This is a genomic window from Acidovorax sp. 94, assembly GCF_003634645.1.
GTDB classification, from domain to species: domain Bacteria; phylum Pseudomonadota; class Gammaproteobacteria; order Burkholderiales; family Burkholderiaceae_C; genus Acidovorax; species Acidovorax facilis.
The window spans coordinates 37,979-51,342 of the sequence record NZ_RBJA01000001.1; the positions used below are offsets into that span (position 1 = coordinate 37,979).

The following is a 13,364-nucleotide window of genomic DNA, read 5'->3' on the forward strand; positions in this document are numbered from 1 at the left end:
GAACTGCTATCAAATTAATAGCTATATGCGCTTGACTATCAAGCGCTAGCGGCCAAAATCAGCGCGCCAACTCCTCTCGCACAGCCGCGACTTGCCGGCGGGAGACCGCCAGCAATTCGGTGGATCCCTGCAGCCGCACCGCCCAGCCTTCGCCTTCTTCGGGGTCGTAGTGTTTCTCCAGTGCACGCACGGCGCGGCGGGCCACGAGCGCATTGCGGTGGATGCGCAGGAAGCGCGGGGCGAACTTGGTTTCTATCTCGCTGAGCGAGCCGTCCATGATGTAGCTGCGGGTGGTGGTGCGCACGGTCACGTACTTCTGCTCGGCCTTGAAGTACAGCACCTCGGCCAGGGGCAGGCGTTCGGTGCGGCCCCGGTCCTGGATCAGCAGGGTTTCGCCTTCGGGCAGGCTGGGCGCCTGGGCGGGTGCGGAAGGGCGTGCGCTGCGCTGCGCCTTGGCCAGTGCCTGCTGCAAGCGTTCGCGGCGCACGGGCTTGGTCAGGTAGTCGGTGGCGTCCAGCTCGAACGCGCTCACGGCGTGGTCGGCGTGGGCCGTCACAAACACCACCGCCGGGGGCTGGGGCAGGGTCTGCAGGGTGTGGGCTAGGGCCAGGCCGTCCTGGCCGGGCATGTGGATGTCGAGCAGTACCAGGTCAAAACCCCGTCCGCCCGTGGGCCCCAGCAGTGCCATGGTTTCGCTCGCGTTGGAGGCCTCGGCCACCGTCATGCGCTGAGCGGGCTGGGCCTGGGCGCAATCGGCCAGCAGGGTCCGCAGGCGGCTGCGCGCAAGGGCTTCATCGTCAACGATCAGGATGTTCATGGTCTCTCAAGGGGCTGTTGTTGTCGTTGGGGCTGTCCACCATGCGGCGCTGCAACGGCGCCGCGCGGCTGCCATGGCGGTTGCCGGGGTTGCCAGAACTGCGGCGCGCGGGCGGTGCTGTGCTGCGCCCACCCCGGGGGCGGGGCTGGGCGGGGGCGGGCAGGGTAATGCGCACCTGGTAGAGGCCGTCCTGCACGCCAGCGGTGAACTCGCCCTGCACATCGTGCAACAGCGCCAGCCGCGCACGTACATTGGCCAGCGCAATGCCGTGGCCCCGGGGTGCGGTGTCTTCGCCATTGCCATGGCCGTTCTTGCCTTCCTTGGGGGGAAGGGTGTTGGTAATGCGCACCACCACACGGCTGCCGCGCAGCTCGGTCAGCACGCGGAGCTTGCCACCCCGGTCGCTGGGCTCCACGCCGTGTTTGACGGCGTTTTCCACCAGAGGCTGCAGCAGCAGCGGGGGCAGGCGGGCGCCGTCGGTGCGGGGGTCCAGGTTCCACTGCACCTGCAGGCGTTTGCCAAAGCGCACCTCTTCGATGCCCAGGTAGCGGCGCGCGAGCGTGATTTCTTCGGCCAGCGTGGTCGATTCACCCTGCTCGATGAGGGCGACCCGAAACAGGTCGGACAGGTCTTCCAGCAGCGATTCGGCCTTGGCCGGTTCTTCGCGCACCAGCGCGATGGCGCTGTTGAGCGTGTTGAACAGAAAATGGGGGCGGATGCGTGACTGCAGCTCCGTCAGGCGCGCCGTGGTGGCTGCGGGCGTGCGGCCCCGCGCGCGCAGCACCAGCGCGGCCACCAGCATGGCGGCCAGCAGCGCGCCCGTGGCGGCGCTGGCCAGCCAGGGGGCCGAGGTGGGCTGCGCCACCAGCGCCAGCATGCCGCAGGCATAGGCCCCGGCCAGGGCACCCAGCAGCACGCCCGCCAGGTATTGCTGCACGGTGGTCAGTCGCTGCAGCACGGTCTTGAGGCTGCAGGCCGTGACCAGCCACAGCAGCGTGGCGGGCAGCGCACCGCCCGTCAGCAGTGCCAGGGTGGCCAGCCATTCCACAGGGTTGCCCGCCCCATACATCGCGCCCACGCCCACCACCAGCTCCACGAACAGCACGGCCCGCAGCACCACGCCCACCTGGCAGGCGTCAAACACCAGGGCCCGCCCGCGCGGCGGCTGCCCGCCCGGCCCGGCGCCAGCGGCCGCCCGCACGCTGCGCGCAGACCTTTCTGGCGGGCCAGAATCGGGCAGCGGGGGCTGGGTCGATAAAATTTGCGTGTTTTGCATTGCGGCGCCCGGGTTGTCCGGGTGTCTGAACCTCCGGATTATTGCCCTCCTTATGTCCAAAGCCCAAGCCACCAGCGCTGACTCTGCGCCGTCCCACAACCAGCTCGACACCAAGGCCCAGGCCTGGTCGGCGTTGTTTTCCGAGCCCATGAGCGACCTGGTCAAGCGCTACACCTCCAGCGTGTTCTTCGACAAGCGCCTGTGGCAGGCCGATATTGCAGGCAGCCTGGCACATGCCGAGATGCTCGCCGCGCAGGGCATCATCTCTGCCTCCGACCACGCCTCCATCCAGCGTGGCATGGCACAGATCACTTCGGAAATCGAGTCCGGTGCGTTCGAGTGGAAGCTCGACCTCGAAGACGTGCACCTGAACATCGAAGCCCGCCTGACCCAGCTGGTGGGTGATGCCGGCAAGCGCCTGCACACCGGCCGCAGCCGCAATGACCAGGTGGCCACGGACGTGCGCTTGTGGCTGCGCGGCGAGATTGATTTGATTGGTGACCTGCTCAAAGAGCTGCAGGTGTCGCTGGTGGATGTGGCCGAGCAGAACGTCGAGGTGATCCTGCCCGGCTTCACCCACCTCCAGGTGGCACAGCCGGTGAGCTTTGGCCACCACATGCTGGCCTATGTGGAGATGTTCAAGCGCGACGCCGAGCGCATGGCCGACGTGCGCCGCCGCACCAACGTGCTGCCCCTGGGCAGCGCGGCGCTGGCGGGCACCACCTACCCGCTGGACCGCGAGCGCGTGGCCAAGACGCTGGGCATGGAAGGCGTGTGCCAGAACAGCCTGGACGCCGTGAGCGACCGCGACTTCGCCATCGAATTCACCGCCGCCGCCAGCCTGTGCATGGTGCACGTGAGCCGCTTGAGCGAAGAACTCATCATCTGGATGAGCCAGAACTTCGGCTTCATCAAGATCGCCGACCGCTTCACCACCGGCAGCTCAATCATGCCGCAGAAGAAGAACCCCGATGTGCCGGAACTGGCGCGCGGCAAGACCGGCCGCGTCGTCGGCCACCTGATGGGCCTGATCACCCTGATGAAAGGCCAGCCCCTGGCCTACAACAAGGACAACCAGGAAGACAAGGAGCCACTGTTCGACACCGTGGACACGCTCAAAGACACACTGCGCATCTTTGCCGAGATGGTGGGCGGCCAGATGAACCCCGCCACGGGCCAAAAGGAAGGCGGCATCACCGTGAACGCGCAAGCCATGGAGCAGGCCGCCCTCAAGGGCTACGCCACGGCCACCGACCTGGCCGACTACCTGGTGAAGAAGGGCCTGCCCTTCCGCGACGCGCACGAAACCGTGGCCCATGCCGTGAAGGCGGCCACCTCGCACGCGTGCGACCTGTCGGAGCTGCCTTTGACGGTGCTGCAGGGCTTTCACCCCGCCATCGAGAAGGATGTGTACGAGTGCCTGAGCCTGCGTGGCTCGCTTAATGCCCGCAATACGCTGGGAGGTACGGCCCCGGCGCAGGTGCGTGCACAGCTTGCGCGCCACCGGGCACGCCTGGCCTGATTTTTGCGGTGCCCATTGCACATCCTTTTGGAGCTTTTGCCATGACCCCATCCCGCCGCAGCCTGTTGTCCCGTCTTTTGCGCACCAGCGCCTTTCTGGGGGCTGCGCTGACCGTGGGGCTCGCGTCGGCGCAGTCGGCCAAGCCCATTCGCCTGCTGGTGGGGTTCCCGCCCGGCGGTGGTTCGGACGCCATTGCGCGCACCTTGTCCGAGAAGCTCAAGGACGAACTGGGCGTGCCAGTGGTGGTGGAGAACCGCCCTGGCGCCGGGGGCCAGATTGCGGCCCAGGCGCTCAAAGCCGCAGTGCCCGATGGGACCACGCTGTTCATCACGCACGACCACACCATCTCCATCCTGCCCCAGGTGGTCAAGAACGCCGGCTTCGACCCGGTGCGCGACTTCGTTCCCGTCGGCGGCTTTGCCACCTTTGTGAATGCATTTGCCGTCTCTGGAGGCACGCCCGCCAAGTCGTTCGGCGACTACGTCAACTGGGTGCGCACGGCGGGCCAGGGCAAGGGGGCCGTGGGTATCCCGGCGCCAGCTTCCACCCCCGAATTCCTGGTCAAGCTGATCGGGCAGAAGTACCAGATCGACCTGGTGTCCGCCCCCTACCGGGGCAGCGCGCCCATGATGGCCGACATGCTGGGCAACCAGATCGGTGCAGGCGTCGCCTCGGTGCAGGATTTCATCGAGAACCACAAGGCGGGCAAGGTGCGCGTGGTGGGCGTGCTCGGCACCAAGCGCCAGGCCGCCATGCCCGATGTGCCCACGTTCGACGAAATGGGCCTCAAGGGCTTTGAAGACCTGCCGTACTACGGCATCTACGCCCCCACCGGCACACCGCAGAAGTTCATCACCGAGTTCTCCATCGCCCTGTCCAAGGTGGTGGCGATGCCGGATGTGCGCGAGCACCTGACGGCCATGGGCCTCACGGTGGGCTACATGACACCGCAGCAGCTGGCCACCCGCCAGGCGGCCTACACCGAGGCTTGGACGCGCATCATCAAGACCAGCGGGTTTGTGGCGCAGTAGGCCAGGGCGTGATTGGTGTGGTCAGTCGAGCGGATGCCGCTGCATCCTCCAGTTCCTGAGAACGGTCGAATTGCGGAAATACAAACTGCGGATTCACGTGCTTCAGATTTCTAAGGCTGGGCCGGGCCTTTGAATTGGTGCGCCGCAAAAGCCGTGACCCGGTCAAAGCGCTCCTCCGGCAGGGTGTCCAGAGTCTGCTGCAGGCGCGGGGCCTGCAGATGTTCATTCTCATCGGTGCGATGGCTCTTTCATGGCAGTGTCTGTGCCGTCGCGGCGGGTGCCTTTTGGGGCCGTGGCCGAGGCTGCGAAGCGGGCCGGTGCCCGCAGTTCAGTGCGCGCGCGCCCGGCCCGTACCCTGCGACGGCGTGCCTCCGCGCCCGAACTGGTGCCAGGCCCGGCGCAGCTGGGTGTCGGAGCTGAACCCCGCCATCAGCGCCGCCTGCGTCACGTTCTGGCCAGACCGCAGCGCGGCCTCGGCCGTGGCCAGGCGGATGCGCCGCAGGTACTGCAGCGGGGCGATGCCCGCATGTTCCAGAAACAGCCGCGTGAGGTGGCGCGGCGAGGTGTGTGCCACCTCGGCCATCTGCGGCACGCTCCAGTCGGCCTGCGGTTGCTGGCCCACGGCGTCCTGCACGCGGTGCAGTGCGGGGTGCATGTGGTTGCGGTGGTGCAGAAACGGCGAGAACTGCGGGTCGTCCGGCCCCCGGCGCAGCCCGATCACCATGGCCTGCGCCACCTGCACCGCCACCGTGGGGCTGCAGATGTCGGAGATGCGGTGGATCAGCAGGTCGATGCCGGTGGTCACGCCTGCGCTGGTGTAGATGGGGCCATCGGCTACGAACACGCGGTTGGCGGCCACGTCGCAGCGTGGGTCTACCAGGGCCAGCTCGTCCAGGTGCAGGTGGTGCGTGGTGGCGCGCCGGCCGGTCAGCAGCCCTGCATGGGCGGCCAGCACCGCGCCCGCGCACACGGTGACCAGCTCCAGCTGCCCCGCCACCGGGCGCAGGCCGCGCAGCCAGTGCAGCAGCGCCTGGGCTTCGGCGCCGCTCACGTCGATGTGGTGGCCTGCCAGGCCCACCAGTACCACCCACGCGGGGCTGGGCAGTGTGTCAGGCAGCGGCGCCAGCCCGGTGACAGCGACCCCCACGGACGACATGGACTCGGGCGTGGGGCTCACGAAGTGCTGCACAAAGCGCTCTGGTTGGCCCAGGGCGACCAGGGTCTGGTTGGCAATCCGCAGCGCCTCGGCCGGGCCCGCCCAGTCCAGCACCAGGCTGCCAGGCAGCAGGGCGAAGTACACGTGGATGGGGGAAGGTGTGGTGTCCTGCATGACAAGTTCTTGAAAAAGGCGCCGCTCCCAAGGCGTTTTATGGCTCCCTGTTCCACGGGGTGTCCATCTGGCGGGCGGTGCGCTCCGCAAGTGCTGCGCTCGCCAGCCGGGTGACCAGATGCAGGCTCATGTCAATGCCGGCGCTGATGCCGGCCGACGTGACCAGCGCCCCCCGGTCTACCCAGCGCACATTTTCCCGCACATCCAGCGCGGGAAACTGCGCCCGCAGGTCAGCAATGTCCTCCCAGTGGGTGGTGGCAGGGCCTTCGGTCAGCACGCCTGCGGCTGCCAGGATGAACGCACCCGTGCACACCGATGCGGTGATCTGCGCACCACGCGCCGCCTGGGCCACCCAGGCGCGGGTGTCTGCGCAGGCCGCGGCGGCGTCCACCACGCCGCCGGGCACGATGAGCACATCGGGCGCGGTGGCGCTGGTGAAGTCCGCGTCCGGCAGCACGCGCAGACCAGCGCGGGCCCGCACGGGGGCCAGGCTGCGGGCCACGCACTGCACGGCAAATGGCGCGGGTGCGCCAGGCTGCAGGCGCTGCGCCATGCGCACGGCGGTGGTGAACACTTCGTAGGGGCCGCCCAGGTCCAGGGCTTCCACCTCGTCAAAAACGAGGATGGCGACTTGCAGGGGCTTTGGGGGTTTGATGGCAGATGGTGTGGTCATGGTGTGGTGCGGGGAGGGGGGGCAAACACATAACGCGGATAGGTGCCGTGCGCAGTCGTTGTGGCGTTCAGGTCGATATCGATGGTGCAAAAGGGTTGTTCTGCCGTGGTGCGGGCGAGCAGGGCGCCATCGGGGCTGATGACCCAGCCCGCGCCGCCATAGGTGCCTGCAGCGTGGTCCGTGCGGTTGGACGACAGGCTGTAGGCGCCAGTGCGCACGGCCGCAACGGTGCCCACGGCCAGCCATTTGTCGGTGGTGGCGGCCGTTGTGGCGCGCGGCGACAGGATGGCCTGCAGCCCGCCCAGCGCCGCATAGTGGGCATAGGTGTCCAGCGCCCAGAGTTCGGTGCAAATATTCAGGCCGAAGGCCAGCGGCCCGGCGTTGAAACGGGGAAATGCTGCATCACCGCGCTCAAACCACTGGGCCTCCCAGCCACCCGGTTCATCGGGCAGGTGAAACTTGCGCCGCAGGGGCGCGTAGCCGGTCTGCGCGGACCAGAGAAAGCCTTCGTTCAAGCGCTGCCCGCCCGCAGTGACCGGGCGCGCGCCCACCACCCAGTCGGCGCCCAGCTCGGGCAGGCGGGCTGCCCAGGCGTCGCTGAGTGCGACGGCGGCGCCCCAGCGTGCTGGATCGGCGGGGAGCGATTCCCACACCGGCTCGACAAAGGCGAACTCGGGCAGCAGCACCAGCTCGGATTGCGCGCTGTGGGTGTGGGCGCACAGTGCTACCCAGGCAGCTTCGAGCAGATGGGGTTGGTAGGGCAATTCGCAGACAGTGGCGCGCATGGTGTTCTCCGGCGGTCAGGCTGCGGCCGCTTCCAGGGCGTCCAGGGCTTCCCGCACGGTGCGCAGGGTGGCAAAGCGGCCCTGCAGCACCGTGGCGGTGCGGGTCTTGATGTCGGCGGCTGCCAGCGTCTGGCCGTCGGGCTGCACCATGTCCCAGGTCAAGGTGGCGTCGGTCACATAGTCCACCTCCCAGCCCAGGTCCGAGGCGTGGCGCGTGGTGGTTTCGCAGCATTGTTCGGTGCGGATGCCGCTGATGATGAGGCGCTGGATGCCATGGCGCGTCAACCACACGTCCAGTCCCGTGCCCACCAGCGCGCTGTGGCGCGACTTGGTGAAGGTGGCGGCCGCCTCGAAGGGCGCCAAGCCATCGAGTGCGCGCACCTGGCCTGACACCTGCGAAAACGCATTCTCTGGCACTTCGGGGCCATCGCTGTGGAACACCCGCACCACCGGCACGCCGCGCGCCACGCAGCCTTCGATCAGGGCGTTCTGGGCCTGCAGATAGGCGGGCAGGTCGTGCGTGGTGAAGTAAGGGCGGTGGCGAAAAGACTCCTGGACGTCAATCACAATCAGACATGTATTCATGGTGTGCTTCTTTCGATGGATGGTTTGAAGCCTCTATTTTTATTAAGCTAAGGCGTGGAGTCCGCGCCAGACGGGACAGGTTTCGATCAATTTACGCCATCGGTGGAGGTCTTGGCGAGGTTTCACAGGGAATGGTGGGCAAGCGGGCCATGGGGTTGTCTGGAAAAAGGCGATTAACGCTGTATGGGTAATGTTTTGTAGCTATCAGATTGATAGTTTTGCGCGGTGAGCCGCATAAGCTGTTATGGTGATTAGGGTTTTCCCTAAATTTTTGACCTCTACAGCCCACCCACTACACAACTCCTTGCCATGGCCAGACGCTCCCGCTTGTTTTCCCTGTCAGCGCTGACGCGGGCCTACCAGCGCAATCTGAAGGCCTTTGCCCGGGCGGCGCGCCCTGTGCGCGCCAAGGCCCCGGCTGCGCAGCGCCGGGTGGTGCCTGCGCCAGTGGTGCCCGCCCGGCGCGCGGCCAGCAAGCCCGTGCCCGCTCGCGGAGAGTGGGTCGGTGGCATTGCACCCGGGCCTGCGGGCGCGCGGCGCTACCACCTCTACATCCCGCCAGGGCTGGCGCTGAAAGCAGACGAGAAACTGCCCTTGCTGGTCATGTTGCATGGCTGCGGCCAGACGGGGGGCGATCTGGCTGCCGCCACGCGCATGAACCGGCTGGCCGCGCGCGAGCGTTTTCTGGTGCTGTACCCCGAGCAGGAGCGCATGGCCAACGCCCATGGTTGCTGGAACTGGTTTGAGCGTCGCAACGGCAAGGCCCAGGCCGAGGCAGCCACGCTGCTGGCTGCGGTGGACAAGGTGGCGCGCCGCTACCCGGTGGACCTGGCCCGTGTGGCCGTGGCGGGCTTGTCGGCCGGTGCCAGCATGGCCGTGCTGATGGCCGCGCTCTATCCCCAGCGGTTCTGTGCCGTGGCCATGCATTCCGGGGTGGCACCGGGCACGGCCGAATCGGCCGCCACGGCGCTGGCCGCCATGCACGGGCGGCGCGCTGCGCACCTGCCAGAGCCCCTGGGTGTCTCCCTCAACCAGGGCGCAACCCCTTCCGTGCTGCCGCTGCCGCCCCTGCTGGTGCTGCATGGCGATGCCGATGGTGTGGTCTCGGTGCGTAACGCGGCGGCCACGGCCCTGCTGTGGGCGGACGCGCTGGGCGCGCGGGCCGGAGCCTTGCGCACCCTGCAGCGTGGCCAGCGCCAGGCCATGCGGGTGACCGAATTCAAGACCCGGGGCCGCACCGTGGTGGCACTGCGCGAAGTGGCGGGTCTGGCTCACGCCTGGAGCGGCGGCGTGGCGCAATTGCCGTTCAGCGACCCGGCCGGGCCGGATGCCTCGGCCCTGGTGTGGGCCTTTGTGGCGCGGCAGTTTGCAAAAAAATGAATAGAAATAGGCTCTAGCGCTTATCTGTCAAGCGTGAGAAGCTATAAAGTTTGTAGTGGATGTGGTGTTTGATGCTGCCGGTGGCAGCATCCATGGCCGGCTACACCAGCCGCGCTGCCACCAGTTCCTTCTTGAGGTAGGCATAAAACAGCGGGGCCGCCACCAGCCCGGCGGGGCCAAACACGGCCTCGGCCACGAACATCACGCTCAGCAGCTCCCACACGCCCATCTGCGTGCGGCGGCCCACCACCTTGGCGTTGATCACGTATTCGGCCTTGTGGATCAGGATCAGAAAGCCCAGGCAGGCGGCCGCCGCCAGCGGCGACACCGACAGCCCCACGATGGTGATCACCACGTTGCACACCAGGTTGCCCACGATGGGCACGAGCCCGGCAATGAACGTGAACGTGATCAGCACGGGCGTGTAGGGCAGCTCCAGATTCCACAGCGGCAGCACAAACAGCAGGAACAGCGCGGTGAGCAGGGTGTTGAACGCCGCAATCCAGAACTGCGCGGCCACGATCTGCCGGAACGCCTCGCCAAACAGTGTGATGCGCAGCTTGAGCTGCTGGGCCAGCGGGCCGCGCGCGAGGGCTGGTGGGCGCACGGCCGCCAGCGCGCCGATGAGCAGGCCCACATAGGCAAACAGCAGCCCTGCCAGCCAGGCGCGCCCGGCCATGGCCAGCGCGCCGGCCTTGGCGCCCAGGTAGTTGGCGATGATGCGCTGGATTTCAGCCGCGCCCTCGGGCAGGTGGGCCGCCATGTCGGCAGGCAGCTTCAGGCGCAGCTCCAGCACCGTGCGCGCCATGTAGTTGAGCAGCTCACGGTATTGCTGCGGGGCATCGACCAGATAACCCCGCGAGTGCGTCAGTCCGGCGGCCAGCAGCGCCAGCGGCAGCAGCATGACCAGACCTGCCGCCACCACCTGCGCCACCCGCAGGCTGCGGGCGGAAGGGGTGGACTGGCGCTGCACCCGTCCCAGGCCCTGGGCAAACCAGCGCGTGAGGGCCCGCGTGAGCAGAAAGCCCAGGCACACGCACAACAGGCCCGGCAGCAGGCCGCGCCACATCACCAGCAGCAGCACGGCCGCCACCAGCAGGTAGCTGGCCACCACAACGCCCCGGGTCAGGGCGCGCGGTGGCAGCGTGGTGGGCTCGGGCGGTGCGGGGGCGACGGGGGCAGAAGGGGGGCGCTGCGCCATGCGCTGAAACTGGTCGTGTGCGGTGGGGTTGAATGAATGCGGGCGGGGGCGATCAGGCCACCACCACGGCGGCGCCTTCGCCGCGCGCAGCGATCGTGCCAATCGTGTACACCTGCTCACCTGCAGCGCGCAGCGTGGCGGCGGTGGCCTCCGCGTTGGCTGCATCCACCACCACTACCATGCCAATGCCGTTGTTGAAGGTGCGGTTCATCTCGATGTCGTCGATGCCGGCGGTCTTTTGCAGCCAGGCAAACAGCTCGGTCTGGGGCCAGCTGCCCTTGGTCAGATGGGCGGCCGAGCCTTCGGGCAGCACGCGGGGGATGTTCTCCAGCAGGCCGCCACCGGTGATGTGGGCCAGGGCCTTGATCGGATGGACCGCCAGCGCGGCCAGCACGTTCTTCACGTACAGGCGGGTGGGTTCCATGATGGCCTGCTTGAAGGGCTTGCCGTCCAGCGTGGCGGGCAGGGTGCCAGCGGCTTCGGCGCGGTCGATGCACTTGCGCACCAGGCTGAAACCGTTGGAATGCACACCATGGCTGGCCAGACCCAGCACCACGTCCCCGGGCTTGACGTCCTTGCCGGTCAGGATCTTGGACTTTTCGACCGCACCCACGGCAAAGCCGGCCAGATCGTATTCACCGGCAGGGTACATGCCGGGCATTTCGGCCGTTTCGCCGCCGATCAGCGCGCAGCCGCTCAGTTCGCAACCCTTGGCGATGCCGCCCACCACGGCCGCAGCCGTGTCCACATCCAGCTTGCCGCAGGCGAAGTAGTCCAGGAAGAACAGGGGCTCGGCGCCTTGCACCAGCACGTCGTTCACGCTCATGGCCACCAGGTCGATGCCCACGGTGTCGTGCATGTTCCATTCAAACGCCAGCTTGAGCTTGGTGCCCACGCCGTCGGTGCCGGAGACCAGCACCGGCTCCTTGTAGCGCTTGGGCACTTCGAACAGCGCGCCAAAACCGCCAATACCCGCCAGCACACCTTCGCGCATGGTCTTCTTGGCCAGGGGTTTGATGCGTTCGACCAGGGCGTCGCCCGCGTCGATGTCAACGCCAGCGTCTTTGTAGGACAGGGGGGTGGGGGAGGTGGCAGAGGTGCTCATAGGGGTGCTCAAGGCAGGGACGGCACGGAACAGCGTGCGCAGCAGACTAAAATTTGCCCAGATTTTACGGGTTGCGCACCCAGTGCCACCCGCTCACCCCTTCACACCGCCCTGTTTTGTCCTTCAAGCCCATGCTGTTTCATGCCCCAACCCTCTGCCTGCGTGCCTGTGGGCGGCAGCCATGATGAAGCAACTGGCACTGGACATCGGCCTGGCCACAGGGCCCACGCTGGCCCGGTTTTATGCAGGCCCCAATGAAGCCGCCCTGCAACATCTGCGCCTGGCCGCTGGCGAAGGCAGCAGCGAAGCCACCCGCTCCCCCGTGCCCACCTACCTGTGGGGCGAGCCCGGCAGTGGCAAGACCCATTTGCTCCAGGCCGTGCGCCAGGCCCTGCGCGAGCAGGGCTCCAGCGTAGGCTGGCTCGACCCGGCCGTCGCCGAACCCCCTGATTTCGACGAAAACTGGGCAGCCGTGCTCATGGACGACGTGCACCTGTACAGCACTGCCCAGCAGGCCACCGCGTTCAATTGGTTCGTCAACGCCATCAGCCCCGCCAGCGGCAGCCAGCGCTGGGTGCTGGCTGCTGGCAACCTGCCCCCGGCAGACCTGCCCTTGCGCGACGACCTGCGCAGCCGCCTGGGCTGGGGCCATGTGTTCCAGCTGCAGCTGCTGGGCGAGGCCGAGCGCCGCGCCGTGCTGCGCCAGGAGGCCGACGCACGCGGCGTGTTCCTGGGCGATGAAGTCATGGACTACATGCTCAACCGCTTCTCGCGCGACCTGGGCAGCCTCATGCAGCTCTTGGACCAGCTGGATGCCTTTGCCTTGCGCACCCAGCGCGCCATCACGATTCCCTTGCTCAAGACAATGTTGGAATCGGAATAACGCCGTGCCCCCACGTCTTTTTTTACGTGTGAACCTGAATGACTTCTGAACCCCGCCGCCTGCGGCTTGCGCTGTTTGACCTGGACCACACGCTGCTGCCGCTCGACTCCGACTACGAGTGGGGCGAATTCACCATCCGCATCGGCTGGAACGACCCCGTGGAGTTCGCGCGCCGCAACGACGAGTTCTACGCCCACTACCAGGCTGGCACGCTCGATGTGCACGACTACGTGCGTTTTGCGACCGAGGCGGTGCGCCTGCGCGGGCCCGAGGCGGCGGCGGCCGCGCACCAGCAGTTCATGCGCGAGGTCATCACCCCGGCCATCAAACCAATGGCGCTCCACCTCATCCGCCAGCACCAGGCTGCAGGCGACGAGGTGCTGATCGTCACTGCCACGAACGAATTTGTGACCACGCCCATCGCGCAGGCGCTGGGCGTGTCGCAACTTCTGGCCGTGCAACTGGTGCGCGACGCCAGCGGCTGGTACACCGGCGAGATCGACGGCATTCCCACCATGCGCGAAGGCAAGGTGCGCCGCATGGAACAATGGCTGGCCGAGCGGCAACTGGCCTGGGGAGATGTCGAAAGCACGTTCTACAGCGACTCGATGAACGACGTGCCCCTGCTGGAGAAGGTGAACCACCCGGTGGCCACCAACCCCGACCCGCGCCTGCGCGCCCTGGCCCAGGAGCGCGGCTGGCGCATACTGGACCTGTTTGCGGCCGATGCCGAAACGCCTGTACCACCAGCTGAATGATGAGCGCCTTGCAGCCCC

The 13,364-nt window shown here is 67.3% G+C and carries 13 protein-coding genes; 5 read left to right on the top strand and 8 right to left on the bottom strand.

Features of this window, described 5'->3' with window-relative positions; translation table 11 throughout:
* Nucleotides 1-58: 58 nt before the first annotated feature.
* Entirely contained in the window at nucleotides 59-817 is a 759-nt protein-coding gene (locus tag C8C94_RS00170; protein WP_055394454.1) for a LytTR family DNA-binding domain-containing protein, read from the bottom strand.
* Nucleotides 798-2,093: a sensor histidine kinase gene (locus C8C94_RS00175; RefSeq protein ID WP_121419268.1), complete on the bottom strand. Its 1,296-nt coding sequence runs from the start codon at nucleotides 2,091-2,093 to the stop codon at nucleotides 798-800. The genes C8C94_RS00170 and C8C94_RS00175 overlap by 20 nt, the downstream gene beginning before the upstream one ends.
* Nucleotides 2,094-2,145: 52 nt before the next feature.
* Between C8C94_RS00175 and argH the strand changes: the two genes are divergently transcribed.
* Both argH and C8C94_RS00185 read left to right on the top strand, forming a co-directional pair.
* A complete protein-coding gene (gene argH, locus C8C94_RS00180) occupies nucleotides 2,146-3,615 on the top strand; it encodes an argininosuccinate lyase (protein ID WP_121419269.1) in 1,470 nt (489 codons plus the stop codon).
* A gap of 41 nt (nucleotides 3,616-3,656) precedes the next feature.
* Nucleotides 3,657-4,646 carry a Bug family tripartite tricarboxylate transporter substrate binding protein gene (locus C8C94_RS00185; RefSeq protein ID WP_121419270.1) on the top strand — a complete coding sequence of 330 codons (990 nt, stop codon included), beginning with the start codon at nucleotides 3,657-3,659 and terminating at the stop codon, nucleotides 4,644-4,646.
* Between the two features lie 328 nt (nucleotides 4,647-4,974).
* Here the strand turns inward: C8C94_RS00185 and C8C94_RS00190 are convergent, their stop codons facing one another.
* Genes C8C94_RS00190 through C8C94_RS00205 form a run of 4 tightly spaced genes read right to left on the bottom strand, consistent with a single transcriptional unit; the run spans nucleotide 4,975 to nucleotide 8,019 of the window.
* Complete coding sequence (locus C8C94_RS00190) at nucleotides 4,975-5,976, bottom strand: GlxA family transcriptional regulator (RefSeq protein ID WP_121419271.1); 1,002 nt, start codon at nucleotides 5,974-5,976, stop codon at nucleotides 4,975-4,977.
* Nucleotides 5,977-6,013: 37 nt separating this feature from the next.
* Nucleotides 6,014-6,649, bottom strand: a complete 636-nt coding sequence (locus C8C94_RS00195) for a DJ-1/PfpI family protein (protein WP_121419272.1) — start codon at nucleotides 6,647-6,649, stop codon at nucleotides 6,014-6,016.
* Entirely contained in the window at nucleotides 6,646-7,434 is a 789-nt protein-coding gene (locus tag C8C94_RS00200; protein ID WP_121419273.1) for a carbon-nitrogen hydrolase family protein, read from the bottom strand. Before C8C94_RS00200 ends, C8C94_RS00195 begins: the two co-directional genes overlap by 4 nt.
* Nucleotides 7,435-7,449: 15 nt before the next feature.
* Nucleotides 7,450-8,019, bottom strand: a complete 570-nt coding sequence (locus C8C94_RS00205; protein ID WP_121419274.1) for a cysteine hydrolase family protein — start codon at nucleotides 8,017-8,019, stop codon at nucleotides 7,450-7,452.
* A gap of 309 nt (nucleotides 8,020-8,328) precedes the next feature.
* Between C8C94_RS00205 and C8C94_RS00210 the strand changes: the two genes are divergently transcribed.
* Nucleotides 8,329-9,399, top strand: a complete 1,071-nt coding sequence (locus tag C8C94_RS00210) for a PHB depolymerase family esterase (protein WP_121419275.1) — start codon at nucleotides 8,329-8,331, stop codon at nucleotides 9,397-9,399.
* Between the two features lie 100 nt (nucleotides 9,400-9,499).
* Here the strand turns inward: C8C94_RS00210 and C8C94_RS00215 are convergent, their stop codons facing one another.
* Together C8C94_RS00215 and purM are read right to left on the bottom strand one after the other, a co-directional pair.
* Entirely contained in the window at nucleotides 9,500-10,600 is a 1,101-nt protein-coding gene (locus C8C94_RS00215) for an AI-2E family transporter (RefSeq protein ID WP_121419276.1), read from the bottom strand.
* A 52-nt stretch (nucleotides 10,601-10,652) separates the two neighbouring features.
* A complete protein-coding gene (purM, locus tag C8C94_RS00220) occupies nucleotides 10,653-11,705 on the bottom strand; it encodes a phosphoribosylformylglycinamidine cyclo-ligase (protein ID WP_121419277.1) in 1,053 nt (350 codons plus the stop codon).
* Nucleotides 11,706-11,889: 184 nt separating this feature from the next.
* Here purM and hda point away from each other — a divergent pair, with 184 nt between their 5' ends.
* Both hda and C8C94_RS00230 read left to right on the top strand, forming a co-directional pair.
* Nucleotides 11,890-12,588 carry a DnaA regulatory inactivator Hda gene (hda, locus tag C8C94_RS00225; protein ID WP_055395116.1) on the top strand — a complete coding sequence of 233 codons (699 nt, stop codon included), beginning with the start codon at nucleotides 11,890-11,892 and terminating at the stop codon, nucleotides 12,586-12,588.
* A 38-nt stretch (nucleotides 12,589-12,626) separates the two neighbouring features.
* Nucleotides 12,627-13,346, top strand: a complete 720-nt coding sequence (locus tag C8C94_RS00230) for an HAD family phosphatase (protein ID WP_121419278.1) — start codon at nucleotides 12,627-12,629, stop codon at nucleotides 13,344-13,346.
* Nucleotides 13,347-13,364 lie beyond the last annotated feature (18 nt).

Excerpts from the sequence above, each read along its gene's own strand:
- C8C94_RS00205 (WP_121419274.1), bottom strand. The coding sequence starts at position 8,019 with ATGAATACATGTCTGATTGTGATTGACGTCCAGGAGTCTTTTCGCCAC.
- C8C94_RS00190 (WP_121419271.1), bottom strand. The coding sequence starts at position 5,976 with ATGCAGGACACCACACCTTCCCCCATCCACGTGTACTTCGCCCTGCTG.
- argH (WP_121419269.1), top strand. The coding sequence starts at position 2,146 with ATGTCCAAAGCCCAAGCCACCAGCGCTGACTCTGCGCCGTCCCACAAC.
- C8C94_RS00170 (WP_055394454.1), bottom strand. The coding sequence starts at position 817 with ATGAACATCCTGATCGTTGACGATGAAGCCCTTGCGCGCAGCCGCCTG.
- C8C94_RS00200 (WP_121419273.1), bottom strand. The coding sequence starts at position 7,434 with ATGCGCGCCACTGTCTGCGAATTGCCCTACCAACCCCATCTGCTCGAA.
- C8C94_RS00175 (WP_121419268.1), bottom strand. The coding sequence starts at position 2,093 with ATGCAAAACACGCAAATTTTATCGACCCAGCCCCCGCTGCCCGATTCT.
- C8C94_RS00230 (WP_121419278.1), top strand. The coding sequence starts at position 12,627 with ATGACTTCTGAACCCCGCCGCCTGCGGCTTGCGCTGTTTGACCTGGAC.
- purM (WP_121419277.1), bottom strand. The coding sequence starts at position 11,705 with ATGAGCACCTCTGCCACCTCCCCCACCCCCCTGTCCTACAAAGACGCT.
- C8C94_RS00195 (WP_121419272.1), bottom strand. The coding sequence starts at position 6,649 with ATGACCACACCATCTGCCATCAAACCCCCAAAGCCCCTGCAAGTCGCC.
- C8C94_RS00185 (WP_121419270.1), top strand. The coding sequence starts at position 3,657 with ATGACCCCATCCCGCCGCAGCCTGTTGTCCCGTCTTTTGCGCACCAGC.
- C8C94_RS00215 (WP_121419276.1), bottom strand. The coding sequence starts at position 10,600 with ATGGCGCAGCGCCCCCCTTCTGCCCCCGTCGCCCCCGCACCGCCCGAG.
- hda (WP_055395116.1), top strand. The coding sequence starts at position 11,890 with ATGAAGCAACTGGCACTGGACATCGGCCTGGCCACAGGGCCCACGCTG.
- C8C94_RS00210 (WP_121419275.1), top strand. The coding sequence starts at position 8,329 with ATGGCCAGACGCTCCCGCTTGTTTTCCCTGTCAGCGCTGACGCGGGCC.